Consider the following 16,505-nt stretch of genomic DNA (forward strand, 5'->3'; position numbering starts at 1 on the left):
AACAATGAGCAATGTGCTCGGCAAGTTTTCGCCCGCCACCCGAGAGTGGTTTGAGGGTGCGTTTGATGCTGCCACCCCGGCCCAATTGGGGGCGTGGGATGCGGTGTCTTCGGGGGCGAATGCTCTCGTGGTGGCCCCGACAGGTTCGGGCAAAACTTTGGCGGCGTTCTTGTGGGCGATCGACCAGTTGGCGTCGAGTCCCGCACCAGCAAACCCGAAACAGCGCACGCGGGTGCTCTACATTTCTCCGCTGAAAGCTCTCGGCGTTGACGTTGAGCGCAACCTCCGCGCGCCACTCGTGGGGGTCACGCAGACCGCACGCCGGTTGGGGCTCGGCGAGCCAGACATCACCGTGGGGGTGCGCTCGGGAGACACCACCGCGCAAGACCGCCGCCTGCTGGCGCGTCTGCCTCCCGACATCCTGATTACGACACCAGAGTCGCTGTATCTGATGCTCACCTCGGCGGCCCGCGAAACGCTCAAGAATGTTGACACCGTCATCATCGACGAAGTGCATGCGGTCGCCGCCACCAAGCGCGGTGCCCACCTTGCACTGTCGTTGGAACGGTTGGATGCTCTGCTCCCGAAACCCGTGCAGCGCATCGGCCTCTCGGCCACCGTGCGCCCCATCGACGAGGTTGCTCGTTTTCTCGGCGGGCGCGCTCCTGTGACGATAGTGCACCCGCCGTCGGCGAAGACTTTTGAGTTGAGCGTCGTGGTTCCGGTGGCCGATATGACGATCCCGGGCACGGTTGCTGCTGCGCGCGGAAAGAGCGGTGCGGGCGGCGGTGCGGGCGGCAGGGCCGGGTCGGGCGCCGGGTCGGGTTCCGGTTCCAGTTCCGGCGGCGACGGCTTTGATGCTGAGGCGACTCCGGAGTCTGCGGCATCGCTGTGGCCGCACGTTGAGGAGCGCATTGTCGATGCGATTCTCGAACACCGTTCCACAATTGTGTTTGCCAATTCGCGTCGCCTTGCCGAACGACTCACTGCCCGCCTTAATGAGATTTATGATGAGCGGATGAGCGACGGCAGCGTCGACGGTGCCGATGCCGTGCTCCCATCGCAGGCCAGTGCGGATGCTGCCGCCTACGCCGCACCGCAGCAACCTTGGAAGCCGCCCGCCCAGATGATGGCGCAGGGCGGATCCACGATGGGGGCTGCCCCGCTGCTGGCTCGCGCGCACCACGGCTCCGTCAGCAAAGACCAGCGTGCGATCATCGAAGACGACCTCAAGACCGGGGTGCTGCGCTGCGTCGTCGCGACTAGCTCGCTCGAGCTCGGTATTGATATGGGGGCGGTTGATCTGGTGATTCAGGTCGAGTCGCCGCCCTCGGTCGCGAGTGGGCTTCAGCGCATTGGGCGAGCCGGGCATCAGGTGGGGGAAATCTCTAAGGGCATGTTGTTCCCGAAGCACCGCACCGACCTCATCCACACTTCTGTTGCTGTTGAGCGGATGCGTAGCGGCCAGATTGAGGCGCTTGCGGTTCCGACGAATCCGCTCGATGTGCTCGCACAACAGACTGTCGCGGCTGTTGCCCTCGACGAGATCGATATCGAGGACTGGTTCGATACTGTGCGTCGCAGCGCACCATTCTCGACCCTGCCCCGGAGCGCTTTCGACGCGACGCTTGACCTGCTGAGCGGGCTTTATCCGAGTGACGAATTCTCTGAGCTACGACCCCGCGTGGTGTGGGATCGCGTCGCCGGAACGCTCAGTGGCCGCCCCGGCTCGCAACGCCTTGCCGTCACGTCTGGTGGCACCATCCCCGACCGCGGGCTGTTTGGCGTTTTCATGATCGGCGGTGAAGCGGGCGCCCCCGGCCGTCGCGTCGGTGAACTTGACGAAGAGATGGTCTACGAATCTCGCGTCGGTGACATTTTCGCCCTTGGCACTACGAGCTGGCGCATCGAGAACATCACCCACGATCAGGTGCTTGTCTCCCCTGCCTTCGGGCAACCCGGCCGGGTACCGTTCTGGAAGGGTGATGGCCTGGGCCGCCCCGCAGAGTTGGGTGAAGCTATCGGGGCCTTCACAAAAGAAATTGCGACCGCATCCGCTGATGACGCTCGCGCCCGTGCCGAGTCGATCGGGCTCGACGAGCACGCGGTGGCCAACCTGCTCGCTCTCGTCACCGAGCAAAAGGCGGCGACCGGGCACGTTCCGAGCGACACCACCCTCGTGGTGGAACGCTTTAGGGATGAGCTTGGCGACTGGCGCGTGGTACTACATTCCCCGTACGGCATGCCCGTGCACGCGCCCTGGGCGTTGGCGATTACCGCCCGCATTCGCGAACAGTTGGGGGTGGATGGCGCAGCCATGGCCGGTGACGATGGCATCGTCGTGCGCATCCCCGACACCGATGCCGCCCCACCCGGTGCGGATCTCTTTGTGTTCGACGCGGATGAGCTTGAGCAGATTGTCACCGAAGAAGTGGGCGGTTCGGCGCTGTTTGCTGCGCGCTTTAGGGAGTGTGCCGCCCGCGCTCTGCTGTTGCCGCGCCGCGACCCCGGCAAGCGTTCACCACTGTGGCAGCAACGTCAACGTGCTTCCCAACTGTTGGATGTTGCCCGCAAGTATCCGAGTTTTCCGATCGTGCTCGAGACCGTGCGCGAAGTGCTGCAGGATGTGTACGACCTGCCCGCGCTCACGGCGCTGACGAAGCGGATCGCGAGCCGCAGCATCCGCGTCATGGAGACAGAGACCGAGGTGCCATCGCCCTTCGCTCGAAGTCTCCTGTTTGGCTATATGGCCGCTTTCGTATACGAGGGAGATTCGCCGCTGGCCGAGCGTCGCGCTGCTGCGCTGTCGCTTGACCCGGCGCTGCTCGCTGAGCTGTTGGGTCGTGCGGAGCTGCGGGAACTGCTCGACCCCGGCGTGATCGAACAGACCGAGCTGGAGCTGCAGCGGCTCACGCCCGAGCGTCATGCCCGCGATGCTGAGGGGCTCGTTGATCTGTTGCGGGTGCTCGGCCCGCAGACCGTTGCCGAGATCGAAGCGCGTTCGCTGGTTACCGGTGCTGCGCTGGCTACCGACCTCGCCGGGCTTGCCGCCGCCAACCGCGTGCTCGAGGTGACGATTGCGGGCGAGCGCCGCTGGGCCGGTATCGAGGATGCTGCCCGTCTGCGCGATGCTCTCGGGGTGCCACTGCCGATTGGTGTTCCCGCCGCCTTTATCGAACCGGTTGACGATCCGGTGGGCGACCTTGTGAGTCGCTATGCCCGAACCCACGGACCCTTCACACTGGCGGATGCCGCGGCCCGCTTCGGTCTCGGAACGGCCGTTGTCAACGACACCCTCCGTCGCCTCGCGGCGGACCGTCGTGTCGTTGATGGCGAGTTTCGCCCTGGCGCTTCCGGCACCGAGTGGTGCTCGGTCGATGTGTTGCGTCGCCTGCGCAGCCGCTCTCTTGCGGCTCTCCGCCAAGAGGTGGAACCCGTTTCGCACGCAACGCTTGGCCGGTTCTTGCCGGCTTGGCAGCACGTGTCTGCGGCGGGTGACTCATTGCGCGGGGTTGACGGTCTTGCCCAGGTGATCGACCAGCTGGCGGGATATTCGGCCCCGGCATCCGCGTGGGAGAACTTCATTCTGAGTGCCCGCATTCGGGACTATTCGCCGGCCTGGCTTGATGAGTTGACCACTTCGGGTGAGGTGGTGTGGGCGGGGCAGGGTGCGTTGGCGGGCAGTGATGGCTGGATCAGTTTGCACCCCGCCGCTACGGCGGCGCTGACCCTGCCGGAGCCTGATCGTGATGGTGTTAGCGAACTGCAGCAGAGCATTCTGGATGCGTTGGGTGGCGGTGGCGCGTTCTTTTTCCGTCAGTTGTCGAACCAGATTGGCAGCACCGATGACAAGCTGCTGCTGAAGGAGCTGTGGGATCTGGTGTGGCGTTCGCTCATCACCAATGACAGTTTTGCGCCGTTGCGTGCGCACCTGGGTGGTGCTGTGCGTGCGACTCGGGCACCTCGTCCGGCGCGCGCGCGTGCCTACCGTGGCAGTGTTTCGACGGTGGCGCAGGCCGGACCACCGAGCGCTTCGGGGCGGTGGGCGCTCCTCGACGCCGCCGAGGGCGATACGACCGTTCGCGCCAAGTCGACGGCCGAACTCATGCTCGAACGGCACGCGGTCGTTACTCGCGGCGCTGTCGTGAGTGAGGGCATCCGCGGCGGCTTCGCGCTGACCTACCGGGTGCTGAGTGGCTTCGAAGAGACCGGCCGCGCACGACGCGGCTACTTCATCGACGGTCTCGGTGCTGCCCAGTTCGCGACCGGAGCCACCGTCGACCGCCTGCGTGGTTTCACTCGGGACCCGGATGCCGCACCCGAACTTCGTGCGATCACTCTCGCCGCGACAGACCCCGCGAACCCCTACGGGGCTGCACTCGGGTGGCCGGGGCTGGGCGGCGAATCCGCGGGTGCAGAGGCGAGCGTCGCGGGTGACGACGGCTCGACTCTGAGCGCTGGCGCCGTAGCATCAGCCAAGTCCCGCGCTGATGCCCCCAAGAAACATCGTCCCGGTCGCAAGGCCGGCGCAATTGTGGTGCTCGTTGATGGCCACCTCGCCCTCTACCTTGAGCGTGGAGGCAAGTCATTGCTCGCTTTTGATACCGAACCTGCCGTGGTGGATGCGGCAACACGCTCGCTCACGAGCACCCTGCGCGGCACCCTCCCGAAGCTGCGCATCGAGAAAGTGAATGGCGACTTCGCCGTCGGAACCCCCGTGGGCAAAGCCCTCGTAGAGGCCGGGTTTGTGGCAACACCGCAGGGGTTGAGGCTCCGTGCCTGAGGGTGATTCCGTCTATAAGGCGGCCGCAAAACTTCGGGCGGCTCTCGATAGGCAGGTTCTTACCCGCACCGACTTTCGGGTGCCCGCGTTTGCAACCCTCGACCTCAGCGGCCAGACCGTCACGAGTGTCGTGCCGCGCGGCAAGCACCTGCTGATTCGGGTTGGCGACCTCGCCATCCACAGCCACCTCAAGATGGAGGGCGTCTGGCAGATTTACGTCGCAGGCGAGCGGTGGCGCAAGCCCTCCTACCTGGCACGCGGGGTGCTGAGCACGGCATCGAAAGTGGCGGTAGGTTTCGAACTTGGCCTGCTTGAGGTGGTGCCCACGGCATCCGAAGACAGCATTGTGGGGTACCTGGGGCCTGACCTTTTGGGGCCCGATTGGGATGCCGAACTAGCGTTGACGAATCTGCTTTCAGACCCTGCACGACCGGTCGCACTCGCTCTGCTCGACCAGCGGAATCTGGCTGGCCTCGGCAATGTGTATGCGAACGAGTTGAGCTTTCTGCGTGGCTTTCGACCCCACACCCCTATCGGCGAGATCGCCGACCCGAAACGACTCGTGGCGCTCGCCTTCAAGGCGATCATGGTGAACAAGGACCGCCCGATCCGCAATCTCACGGGCTTGCCGCGCGGCAAGCCCCGCTACTGGGTGCACGGGCGGCGCGATGAAGCGTGCCTGCGGTGTGGCACCCGCATCGAGTCAGATCAGCTCGGCACCGGCCCCACCGATACCCGCTACATGTGGTGGTGCCCGAGCTGCCAGAAGTGACGTCGCTCGGCCGCGGGCAGTGTCGCACTCCGCGCATCCTGGTCTCGCCAATAGGCTGAAGCGAGCGAGCCCAACTGTGGTCAGCCCCTAACGCTCGCCGCTCGAGAAGTACCCAAAAGAGATCACCCGTGAAGAAACAGATCAACGTTGTTGGCGCGGTCATCGTTCGCGACGGCCTGATCCTGTGCGCCCAGCGCGGACCCGGTGGGGCTTTGCCCGGTATGTGGGAGTTCCCCGGTGGCAAGATCGAGACCGGCGAGACTCCCCGCGATGCGCTCGCGCGTGAAATCGCCGAAGAGCTTGAGTGTGAGGTGGCCGTGGGCGAGTTGATCACCACCACGACTCACGAGTACGACTTCGGGTTCGTCGTGCTGACGACGTTCTACTGCGAGTTGCTCTCCGGCACACCGGTGCTGACCGAGCACACGGACGTTCGCTGGCTCGCGCCCACAGAACTGAGCTCGCTCGAATGGGCGCCTGCCGATGTGCCAGCTGTTGAACTGATTGAACGAGCGGCCGCCTCCTAGTGTCAATCGACCTCTACGAACTCGTAATCCTATGGGGGTGATGTGAACTTCGGACCCTGCACGGCCGGTGGCACTCGACGTGAGTTTGTTTTTGTCTACACCAGCCCTCGCCCTCAGACCATTGCTACTAGTTACATTAGAAGAGTTGTGTTCGTTGAGGTGTACTCCGCTTTTTGATTAGGAGCGATACTCTTCTAACACTTAGGCACGCCACTGATACCCAGCCGTGCCCGTCGGAGATTCGATCAGCTGAACAACAGGAGTAAGCATGCGCCGTCGGCCGAATACACAAACAGTCAAGTGGTTCCTCGAGCTGGACGCCTCAGGACAGCTCGATCTGAATCCTCCATACCAGCGACGCTCGGTGTGGAATGACGACTACCGGCGTTTCTACATCGACACGATTTTGCGCGATTACCCATCTCCGTCAATATATTTGGCGACCGAAACAGCTCCAGATCTGCCAACCGTTCATCACGTGATTGACGGCAAACAACGCCTTGAGACACTGATCGAATTCACTAAGGACGCTTTTCACCTCGGCGACTACTTCTCCTCTGAAGGCTACTCAGCTCCGTATTACTCGGACCTAGCTCCTGAGTTACGGGAGACGTTGGCGGATTACGTACTCACCGTCGAGAACATCACTCGAACCACAGATGCAGAAATCAAATCGGCGTTCGAACGTCTGAATCGCAATACAGCGAAGCTGAATCGCCAAGAGTTACGAAAAGCGCAGTATGAAGGCAAGTTCATTTCCAAAATGACGGGTCTGGCCGAAGACCCCCTGTGGACAAAGTTTGGAATGGCAAGTCGAGCGCGCATCTCCAGAATGCTTGACGTCGAGTATGTATCTGAAATCTATCTACTAACCATGCACGGAGTGCTAGACGGCAGCCCCAACCTTCTCGATCAGTTCTACTCAGATTACGATTCTGAAATCCCAGACGAAGATAGGACTGATGCGGAGTACTACGCCACGCTGGAGTGGTTCAAGGGGCTCGAGCTACCCCCGGGTCGCTGGAATAATCTGGGAGACTTCTACAGCCTATGGGCCGCCATCCTTCACCTGTACCGCGACGGACAACTGCCGCCAGCGTCTCGATCTGCAGAGATTTTGACCGAGTTCGGTGCGCGGGTCGCGGAACCAGAGAGTGAAGACGAAAGAAGATATAGCGACGCTGTCCGCCAAGGAACAAACAAAGAATCATCCCGTTCTACAAGGGCAAATATATTGCAAGCCTTGCTCGCGGAATAGTCGTGAGGATCCCCGACAGCGTCGCAATTGCCTACGAAGAGGCACTTGCTGTCGCTACGCCACTGCGCACGCTGGCCTCCAAAAGACTTCGCCTAATTTGTGCCAAAAATAATTGGCTTTTCGACGACAGGATCAAGAGCGAGGAAAGCTGCCTTTCGAAGCTAGAAATGGGCGGCGGCCCCCTGAAGGATTTGCCTGATTTGTACGCGGCCACGATCGTCGTCCCCACTCAGAACGAGCTTGATGCCGCAGTGTCAGAGTTGTCGAAGAGCTTTGAGGGCACTCTAAAACCGATGCGCCTCAAGTCTGCGGAGGAATTCATTTACGATGACATCCACATGCTGGCGCACTTAGGCCTCAAAGTTAGCCCAGCCGCAGTTAGCTCCCCCATTCGCAGTCGTATATTCGAAATTCAGGTGCGGACCGGGCTGCAGTACGCGTGGTGGCGCGCGACGCATGACCAGGTATACAAGAGCGCGACGGACGAAGGGCACGGTTGGGGGGTTCGACGAGTTTCAGGTCAGGCAAAGGCTTCCCTGGAACTGCTCGACAACGTTTTGGCCGACCTCGAAAAAGCGGGGCAGCAACAGCGGCCCGGGCCACAGCCGAGTAATCCGAAACTCGAGTCAAGAGAATGGCTTAGACGTTGGAGTCCCTCTCGTCGACCGACCGATGCTCACCGCTTCGCCACAACCGCAGATTCGCTGCTGAGTGCCTGTGGTGTATCGAGCACAAGTGTTGAGACGGCCTTTGAATCAGCGGATATCGCCTGCCTAGTAAACGATAGCGATGTTACTCCGGGCCAGGTCGTCCTCGCGGCAGTCCACAGCCTCATTGGCGCCGATCTGGGGGCGCGCCTCGTTGCCGCCAACAAATGTGTCCTAGTCACAAGCGAACTCGTCAACCTCTACCCTGCGATTTCAGAACTGCCCGCTGCAGCGGTCGTACGTCCTTGACAACCCAGCGCGAATCAAATCACTTTCGATTGAAATGGGCGACGAAATCGACGCAAGCTAAGCTTCCACAATGAACGACCGACCAGTGAATGCCGAGATCTCTTTTGACCCGTATCTGGATGCCGACGATCAGGCGCTGGTCGAAGTCGCAGAAGAGCTTATTGGTCTTGATCCCACTGGCGAACGCTGGGCCGCGGTGCTCCGTCACACATACGACATGATCTACAACGGTCAAGAGACTGGGCGGTACAAGTGGGAAGACCTCATGAAGACCGAAAAAACCCACTTTGGAACTCTTTTTGAAATCAATGCACAACGCGAATTCGGATTTGATGGCGGGGACAGGACAGACTTCACCGTTGCTGGTCATGAGGTCGATGCGAAGTGGAGCCAGTCGGATGGAGGATGGATGCTTCCTCCAGAGGTGTTTGATGAGCTTGCCCTCGTCGCCACTGCAAGCGATGCCAAAGGTCAATGGTCGTTGGGATTGGTCCGGGTGGAGCTCGCGAATCGACGCGAAAAGTCCAATCGAGACAAGAAGACACAACTAAACAAAGCCGGGCGAGAAGCGATCCGGTGGCTTTGGCGCGACGCGCCACTTCCTCCGAACGTCCTACTGCTTCTAGATCCAAACGAAGTCGCGAAAATCTTTGAGCATCGAAGCGGAACCCAGCGGACGCACCGGCTGTTTAGAGCCGCTGAGGGAATGGTCGTTCACCGCAGCACAGTTGCGACCGTCAGCATGCAAATGGACCCACAGAAGCGCGTCCGCTACAATGGCGGTTCACGCGATGCGCTTCGATCTGAGGGAATTGTGATTCTGAGTGGCAAATACCATTCTGAGACTGCGCAAGATCTGGGCGTGCCGATTCCGGGCCCACTGGAGTACATTTCGGTACGCGTGGTGCAGTCAACCAATGACGAAGGAGCGGTCATGGACGGCGTGAGGTGGCGTCGGGCAAATCCGAGTGACCCTATCGTCGAGGCTCCACTCATCCCGGAACGGGGTGCTCGAAACAAATGGGCTTAGGCGACAACCTTCAAGTCTTGTTCTAAGATTCCCGCACCTAAAGCTTCTCGGATCGCGCTACCCACTCCTGCAGCTACTGGAGGAGGAAACGCGTTTCCAATCTGTCGGTAAGTCGAAGTTTTTAGACCAGAAAACTTCCAGTTCTTATCAAATCCCTGCACGAGCGCGACCATGGGATTCGTAAGGCGAGGGATGTGATCAAGCGGATGATCCGGCGACGGGGCTTCGTTGGCGATGCCTTTGCCGTCGACGCCTAGCATAAGCCAACCTTGCTTTGCGCGCGTGGGGCCTAGGTCAGCGCCACCGTGCTTTTTCGAGCCGCCAACGACTGTCGGCCCGATCCCGTTCGCGCGGTTGGCCCAAGCCTTCGCGCCTTTCCATCCATTCGCTTTCATCAATGGAAGGAGGGTTGCACCGACGACAGCGCGCTCGCCTGTTGGCTTTGGCCACTCGAAGCTATCGATTCCCGTGCCCCGAAAGGCGACCAGGATGAATCGAGGTCGGAGCTGTGGAACCCCAAAATCTGAGCTGAAGAGGAGCTGCCAAGATGCCTGATACCCCATTCGGTTTAGCTCAGAGAGTATCGAATCCCTATACGGGCCGAAGCGAGCCGAAGCCAACCCTCGGACGTTCTCAAGCATCACGGCGCTCGGTTTAGCCTCGTCCACCAACCTCAATGCTTCCGGAAACAAGTCCCTCTCATCGGCGGCACCAAGTTGTTTTCCAGCCATGCTGAATGGAGGGCAAGGGACACCGCCAGCTAGAAGATCTATCCCTCGAAATTTCTTGCCGTCCACCTCGCGAACGTCACCCTCTTGGACAGCCCACTCGGGCCGATTGAGTCGCAATGTCGCAGCAGCGTCGCGGTCGATTTCTACAGCAAGTTCATGCTCGAAGCCGGCCTTTTCGAGTCCAGAAGACTGGCCACCCGCCCCTGCACAAATCTCAAGGACGCTTAGCTTCGGAAGCGACATCAAACTCTCCATGCTTTGTTTTGTGGTCCACCTAGGCAGAACCGAATTAAAACTACTCTGACACACGCACCTGACATCCCACCGATCTCGGTGCGTTGCCTATGGGAGGGGTGACATTTGCGTATGAGTGCGCTGCTCGAGAGAGGGCCGCTATGTCATGCGGTAGCCGCGTGCTAGCGATCACGACATCGAACCCACTAGATTGTTGGTCACAAACTCAAGCGGAGGCGCTCAATGGGCACTCGAAGACAAGCCAAATCTGCAATAGGGGTCGGACTGATCCTTGTCGGGTTGCTTACTGCCTGCTCGAACGAGCCCATCGAAACGATGGAAGTAGACGAGACTCCCCACTCGGTCAGGACTTCCACGGCAGAACCTCAGATGCCGACCCCGAATGGATTCACGCACAGCGATGGGTACGCCTACATGTATGTCGAGAAGGCTGACTGTGGCGAAGGGTCATCGGGCTATTGCTGGCCATTCGAAATTCGTGCACTCAAGGATTGCAAGTCGACTACCTTTGAAATGTTGGTCACCGCAGAAGACGAAAACATCCTGCTTGAGAGCCAGACGAAAGAGTTGCCGGCAATGAAACAGGGCGAACGCCATTCAATCAAGCTCTCTTGGAATCCCGCCGACTACAACGAACTCGCAAGAGCGTGGGTGCAAGGACTGCGCTGCGACAGTGAGCCGGAGACTTAGGCTCTGGATCTAAACCAGCGATATTTTTTCCTGCACCAACAGGCTAAAACGATGGTTGTGCCACGCAATGAATTCGTGAGACGGCGATTTTCGGAATCTCCCGGCCACGACTGTCGAATTCAGAATATTGGAACCGAACTGGCGAGCAACAGCATCGTCGTGGGCAATCGCGCTCTCCAATAATGGGCTCCGGATTACACGGAGGTCCGGTGAAAAAGTAAGCAGAAAGCCGTCGAATGCAGCGTCGTGCGTCGGACAAGCGGCGACGCCGTTGCCCACGCTTAGCCGCTCCTTGTTGGTGCTCGCTTTCCAGGACTTGATGTGACTCGCGACCAACATTCGTGAAGACGGCAAGCCGTTTGCTCGAAAACTCATCCCGCAAAAGACGCACGCGAATCCGCAATTATTGAGCACGCTTCGCGCAAACTGTTGTTGGCCAACGCGCGCAGTTCCGAGAAGAACCTTCTCAGTTTCGGTAGCGTCACCACTTGGATTCCCGTCAACCCAATCCCGCAAATCGGATTCGACGGATTCCCTGAGCGCGTCGTTAGTGATTTGGTCTGCTTCGATGAATGCTCTCAAGGTGCTCGTCTCTATTCCAAGAAAATCAGGAAGACGCGCATTATCAAGGCCGACCGAGCGACCAGCTGTGAAGGCAAGCTCATAAAGGTGTTCGAATAGAACTAAGTCGTTTGACAGCATTGCCCACAACTGACGTTCGTGCTTTGCCCCATTGGGCCGTCGCCCGTCCAGGTTTGCGAGTTTGGCGGCCAAGCTCTTTGTGGGTCTCTTGAAAAGAGCGGCAAGACGTTGCGCTTCGCGCGACGACTCTCGAATATTTATGGTGCCTGAAGAACTAGGCTCGGCGATTAAACCCAGCCCGAAGCAGAGAAGTGTTTCTAGCGGAACGAAATCAACTTGCCTGCGGCCACCTGGGTCAACTCGCTGAAGAATCGATAGCCACTGGGAACGCGCATCAGCCTCAGTGAGACCGATGTAATCCTTCAACTCGAGCACTTGCCCTCAAATCGTCGATGAGTGCGGAAAAGGCCATCTATTTGAGCGACTCGACCCCTGCAATGAGGATAGTACCGCCAGCCTCAATCGCGCGCGCTTGAGGGCCAAGGCCGCCGACATGCTTCTTTCGGATCACTGCAAACGTCAGAAAGTCAGCACCCCCTGACACACTAGCCACGTGACAGATACTCGCACCGACGCCCTCACCGTTCTCCGCACGCTTGTCGGCAATGACATTGCCGATTTTCATGAGGGACAGTTTGAGGCGATCGAGACACTAGTCGATGGGCGTCGCCGCGCACTCGTTGTGCAGCGCACCGGGTGGGGAAAGTCCGCCGTCTACTTCGTTTCCACGCTGCTGATGCGACGCCGAGGTGCGGGCCCGACGGTACTGGTGTCGCCACTGCTTGCGCTGATGCGGGATCAGATTGCCGCGGCATCCCGTGCCGGTGTGCGTGCGGTCGCCATCAACTCGACCAACCCGCACGAGTGGGCTGAGGTGCAACAGCAACTCGCCAACGACGAAGTCGACGTGCTGCTCGTCTCGCCCGAGCGACTCAACAATCCGTCGTTTCGCGATAACCAGCTCCCCGCGCTGATCAGCCGCATCGGGATGCTCGTCGTCGACGAAGCACACTGCATCAGCGACTGGGGCCACGACTTTCGGCCCGACTACCGCCGCCTGCGCGAACTCATCGCCGCCATGCCCGCCGGAGTCCCCGTGCTGGCAACCACCGCCACAGCCAACTCCCGAGTCGTCGCCGACATCGCCGCGCAACTCGAAGGCAGCGCGGAAACCGGCGACACAAACTACAGCGGCAACCACACGGCCAGCAAGAACGCCGGAACCGAGGTCGTCACCATTCGTGGGCCGCTCGCCCGGGCATCCCTCCGTCTCGGAGTGCTGCGGATGCCCGACGCCCGCGCCCGACTCGGCTGGCTGCTCAGCCACCTCGCCGAACTGCCCGGCAGCGGCATCATCTACACGCTCACCGTTTCGGCCGCCGAAGACACCGCCCGGCTGCTGCGCGATAGCGGCATGGATGTGCGCGCCTACACCGGCAAAACCGACCCCCAAGAACGCGAAGAGTCCGAACAAGCGCTCAAAGACAACACCGTGAAAGCACTCGTGGCAACGAGCGCGCTAGGGATGGGCTTCGACAAACCCGACCTCGGCTTCGTCGTGCACCTGGGCGCTCCGTCCTCCCCCGTCGCCTACTACCAACAAGTAGGCCGCGCCGGCAGGGCCACCGACAACGCCGACGTGCTATTGATGCCCGGTCCCGAAGACCGCGACATCTGGGAATACTTCGCCACCTCATCCATGCCCGACCAGACCAACGCCGAACTCGTGATCGCCGAACTCACCGCCGCCGCGAACTCCGGCGCCGGACCCGTCTCCACCCCCGCACTCGAAGCGCGCGTGAACCTGCGCCGCAGCCCCCTCGAACTACTACTCAAAGTGTTGGATGTCGACGGTGCCGTCGCCCGAGTGCAAGGGGGCTGGACCGCCACCGGCCAACCCTGGAGCTACGACGCCGAACGCTACGCCGGAGTCACCGCCGCCCGCCGCGCCGAACAACAGAACATGCTCGACTACGAACAACTGCCCGCCGGCCCCGACGGCTGCCGCATGGAATTTCTGCAACGCGCCCTCGACGACGACACCGCCACCCCCTGCGGCCGCTGCGACAACTGCGCCGGCATCTGGTACCCCACCGACATAACCACGGATGCCACCACCCGCGCCGCCGCAACCCTCGACAAAGTCGGTGTACCCATCGAACCCCGCGCCCAATGGCCCACCGGAGCCGACAAACTCGGCGTGCCCGTGCGCGGACGCATCAACCCCGACCAGCGCGCCAGCGAAGGCCGCGCCCTCGCCCGCCTCACCGACCTCGGCTGGGGCGGAACCCTGCGCACCCTCTTCGCCCCCGGCACCCCCGACGCGCCCGCGAGCCCCGCCCTCATCGCAGCCTGCGTGCGAGTACTCGCCGACTGGGGCTGGGAGGAGCGACCCGTCGCCGTCATCTCGATGCCGTCACGCAGCCGACCACAGCTCGTGGCATCCGTCGCCGAAGCCCTCGCCAGCGCCGGCAAGCTGCCCTACCTCGGGTCGCTTTCGCTCACCGGTGCCGGACCGCAAGGTGAACCCGGCGGCAACAGTGCCTACCGGCTCGCCAGTGTGTGGGGGCAATTCGAATGGGCCGGTGGTAGCGGTGAAGCCGGAAACACCGAGGGCACCGCATCAGCAGCAGGCAACCCGCTACCCAACGGCCCCATCCTGCTCGTCGACGACCTCGTCGACTCCCGCTGGACCCTCACCATCGCCGCCAAAGCACTCCGCGAAGCCGGAGCAGAAGCGGTGCTCCCCTTCGCACTCGCGAGGCGCGGCTAGCTCCCACAAGAAATCGTGCCGTCTGGCCGGCAAAAAGCTACTCTGGAAGCTAATGCAACGCTGCAGTTGCAGTGCGATCGGAGGTCGCCGCAGTGTCAGATTCCTACACGAAGCCCCACAGTTTCGCCCTCGGCGCGTTCCTCTCAGTGCTGGCAATACCCCTCGCCATCACCGCAGCCGTTATCGTCGGCCTGCTGGGAACTGGGATCGCGGCCGCAGTCGCCGCGATTGGGATGTTTGCGGCATTTCAACTCTTCGCCCTAGGCTCACATGGCCCAGTCAGTCGAGGCCGCGACTTTCTATTCGCCCTCGTCGTTGGTGCCATCGCCACCATCCTCGGGGCCATCTCGGGACTGCTCGCTGACGCCTACACCACCTTCGTTGCCGGCGGCGGCACCAGCGGCATCATCGAAAACCTATTCACCGGACGCGTCGAGCTCCCCTTTCCCAGTCGCCCAGAAGAGGTTGCGGTCCCCCTCACCATTACCGCTGTCCTCGCCGTACTCGCGGTAGTCATGAATGCGGCCAAGGCCCTCGCTGTTCACCGCGACAACCTCATGGCCAAAGCCAACGCTGTTGCAACATCAGCCGCCAGCCACCTAGAGACTTCGCGAAACGCAATGACATCATCCGCCAAGAATTCAGCGAACGCCGCAAACCAATTCGCCAACCACGTCATGACCATCAATTCTTCGTCCCCTGGCATCCTTCTCAACGGCAAACCACTCGAACAACTGCAATCCAAGAAACACCTGTGGAAGGACTTGCGCGAGTTCATCTACAAAACCATTCGGGGGTAGGCACGGCCCCGAGCTACAGAGCACGCTGGCTCAACAGCAAGAACCCTGACATCAGCAACAGATCTCACCGAGAATTGTATTCAGAGAAATACTTAGCTATTCTCAGCAATATCGAAAAGTTGTCTGGCGAGAGATTCTCGCCGCAACCTCCGAGGTGATCACCGTGTCAGGTATGTTCATAAACCCCAGCCCTGGAAGCTACGCGACCGCAAAGGGGCGCATGTTCGAAGCCGAAGCCGCAATCGCGTCCGTCAGAAACGCAGAGGACGGTGGAGGCCAGATCTTGCCGCGGCCCGTGAAGCCGTACAGCTTTACCCGCGGAATTCTCTTCGGACTCCTCACCGCGCCGATCGCTGCTGCCTTTGTTGCCGTCTTCGGGCTCAACTCCCCCATCGCCGCCGTCGCCACCACACCCATCGCTATGGTCGTAGCATTCGGACTCTTCGCACACGGCTCCGGGCGCACACCCGTCAGAGGGCGTGGTTATGCAGCGGCAACAGGGATTGGCATCATCACCATGACCGTTGCCATCATCATCAGCTACCCGTACAGCCTGTTCCTCACCTATCTGTACGACGACGGCGTCGGCAGCATCCTCAGCACAGACTTCGCTAGCCACCTGTCGACCTGGATCACCACAAACCCCGGCCAAATCTTCATACCCCTTACCCTCGTCACGATAGTCACCGCAGTGATGCTGTTCAGAAAAGCACGAGCCGCTCGGGCACACACCGTCCCCGCCCGAGGAAAGTAGTTGTGTGAACTGGATTACACACCCATCAGGGGTTAGTCAGGTCTCCGAACTACACAGTAAGTAGGTACCCGACCCACAGCCCTGCCCCAGGAGGCATCATGGCGATCATCCGCTACACCGGAATCTACAACGCCGACGGTGGCATCTGGGGCGAAACTCGTTACGTCATCGGGCATCTTCTGGGGATCACCGCCTGCTCTTTGTGCGACATCACCCACTCGCCCATCCGTCGCAAACCCGAATGGGATGCCATGGTCACCCGCCTCGGCGTTCCTTTTGAGGTTCGCCACCGCAACGAAATAACGCCAGCCGAAAGCGACTTTGTTCTCAGCACCGGGCTGCCCGTCGTGCTCGCCCACCACGACGACGGCAGCATCGCCGCCGTACTCAGCGACAGCCAACTGGATGCCCTAGCCGGGTCAGTTGCCGAATTCGAGACCGCACTCGCAAAGGCTTTGTTCGCCGGTTGACTTTCGCGCGCTCCAGGCGTCTAATGGAGATACCCCTAAGGGGTATCCATGCGGAAGGAACGAA

The 16,505-nt window shown here is 60.9% G+C and carries 14 protein-coding genes; 11 read left to right on the top strand and 3 right to left on the bottom strand.

The window, feature by feature from the left end:
- The first annotated feature begins 4 nt into the window (after positions 1–4).
- The 6 genes from AADH44_RS11320 to AADH44_RS11345 all read left to right on the top strand — a co-directional run bounded on the left by AADH44_RS11320 (position 5) and on the right by AADH44_RS11345 (position 9,326).
- Positions 5–4,783 carry a DEAD/DEAH box helicase gene (locus AADH44_RS11320; RefSeq protein ID WP_341952935.1) on the top strand — a complete coding sequence of 1,593 codons (4,779 nt, stop codon included), beginning with the start codon at positions 5–7 and terminating at the stop codon, positions 4,781–4,783.
- A complete protein-coding gene (locus AADH44_RS11325; RefSeq protein ID WP_341952936.1) occupies positions 4,776–5,555 on the top strand; it encodes a DNA-formamidopyrimidine glycosylase family protein in 780 nt (259 codons plus the stop codon). Before AADH44_RS11320 ends, AADH44_RS11325 begins: the two co-directional genes overlap by 8 nt.
- Before the next feature lie 128 nt (positions 5,556–5,683).
- On the top strand, positions 5,684–6,082 hold the full coding sequence (locus AADH44_RS11330) for a (deoxy)nucleoside triphosphate pyrophosphohydrolase (RefSeq protein WP_341952937.1): 399 nt from the start codon (positions 5,684–5,686) through the stop codon (positions 6,080–6,082).
- Positions 6,083–6,350: 268 nt separating this feature from the next.
- The gene (locus AADH44_RS11335) at positions 6,351–7,340 is read left to right on the top strand and encodes a DUF262 domain-containing protein (RefSeq protein ID WP_341952938.1); all 990 of its coding nucleotides are present in this window, start codon (positions 6,351–6,353) and stop codon (positions 7,338–7,340) included.
- Between the two features lie 2 nt (positions 7,341–7,342).
- Complete coding sequence (locus tag AADH44_RS11340) at positions 7,343–8,296, top strand: hypothetical protein (protein ID WP_341952939.1); 954 nt, start codon at positions 7,343–7,345, stop codon at positions 8,294–8,296.
- A gap of 70 nt (positions 8,297–8,366) precedes the next feature.
- Complete coding sequence (locus AADH44_RS11345) at positions 8,367–9,326, top strand: NaeI family type II restriction endonuclease (RefSeq protein WP_341952940.1); 960 nt, start codon at positions 8,367–8,369, stop codon at positions 9,324–9,326.
- Here the strand turns inward: AADH44_RS11345 and AADH44_RS11350 are convergent.
- Complete coding sequence (locus AADH44_RS11350) at positions 9,323–10,300, bottom strand: DNA cytosine methyltransferase (RefSeq protein ID WP_341952941.1); 978 nt, start codon at positions 10,298–10,300, stop codon at positions 9,323–9,325. The two genes, AADH44_RS11345 and AADH44_RS11350, sit on opposite strands and share 4 nt — an antisense overlap.
- 234 nt (positions 10,301–10,534) lie before the next feature.
- Between AADH44_RS11350 and AADH44_RS11355 the strand changes: the two genes are divergently transcribed.
- Entirely contained in the window at positions 10,535–11,002 is a 468-nt protein-coding gene (locus tag AADH44_RS11355; RefSeq protein ID WP_341952942.1) for a hypothetical protein, read from the top strand.
- Positions 11,003–11,011: 9 nt separating this feature from the next.
- On the opposite strand, the gene AADH44_RS11360 is transcribed toward AADH44_RS11355, so the two are convergent.
- The gene (locus tag AADH44_RS11360; protein WP_341952943.1) at positions 11,012–12,019 is read right to left on the bottom strand and encodes an HNH endonuclease; all 1,008 of its coding nucleotides are present in this window, start codon (positions 12,017–12,019) and stop codon (positions 11,012–11,014) included.
- Positions 12,020–12,056: 37 nt separating this feature from the next.
- Positions 12,057–12,197: a hypothetical protein gene (locus AADH44_RS11365; RefSeq protein WP_341952944.1), complete on the bottom strand. Its 141-nt coding sequence runs from the start codon at positions 12,195–12,197 to the stop codon at positions 12,057–12,059.
- Here AADH44_RS11365 and AADH44_RS11370 point away from each other — a divergent pair, their 5' ends adjacent.
- From AADH44_RS11370 to AADH44_RS11385, 4 genes are all read left to right on the top strand, one after another.
- Positions 12,198–14,417, top strand: a complete 2,220-nt coding sequence (locus AADH44_RS11370) for a DEAD/DEAH box helicase (RefSeq protein ID WP_341952945.1) — start codon at positions 12,198–12,200, stop codon at positions 14,415–14,417.
- A gap of 92 nt (positions 14,418–14,509) precedes the next feature.
- A complete protein-coding gene (locus tag AADH44_RS11375) occupies positions 14,510–15,217 on the top strand; it encodes a hypothetical protein (RefSeq protein WP_341952946.1) in 708 nt (235 codons plus the stop codon).
- A 172-nt stretch (positions 15,218–15,389) separates the two neighbouring features.
- Entirely contained in the window at positions 15,390–15,971 is a 582-nt protein-coding gene (locus AADH44_RS11380; protein WP_341954996.1) for a hypothetical protein, read from the top strand.
- A gap of 98 nt (positions 15,972–16,069) precedes the next feature.
- Positions 16,070–16,441 carry a hypothetical protein gene (locus AADH44_RS11385; RefSeq protein ID WP_341952947.1) on the top strand — a complete coding sequence of 124 codons (372 nt, stop codon included), beginning with the start codon at positions 16,070–16,072 and terminating at the stop codon, positions 16,439–16,441.
- The last annotated feature ends 64 nt before the right edge of the window (positions 16,442–16,505 follow it).

It is taken from the genome of Salinibacterium sp. TMP30 (assembly GCF_038397785.1).
GTDB lineage: Bacteria > Actinomycetota > Actinomycetes > Actinomycetales > Microbacteriaceae > Rhodoglobus.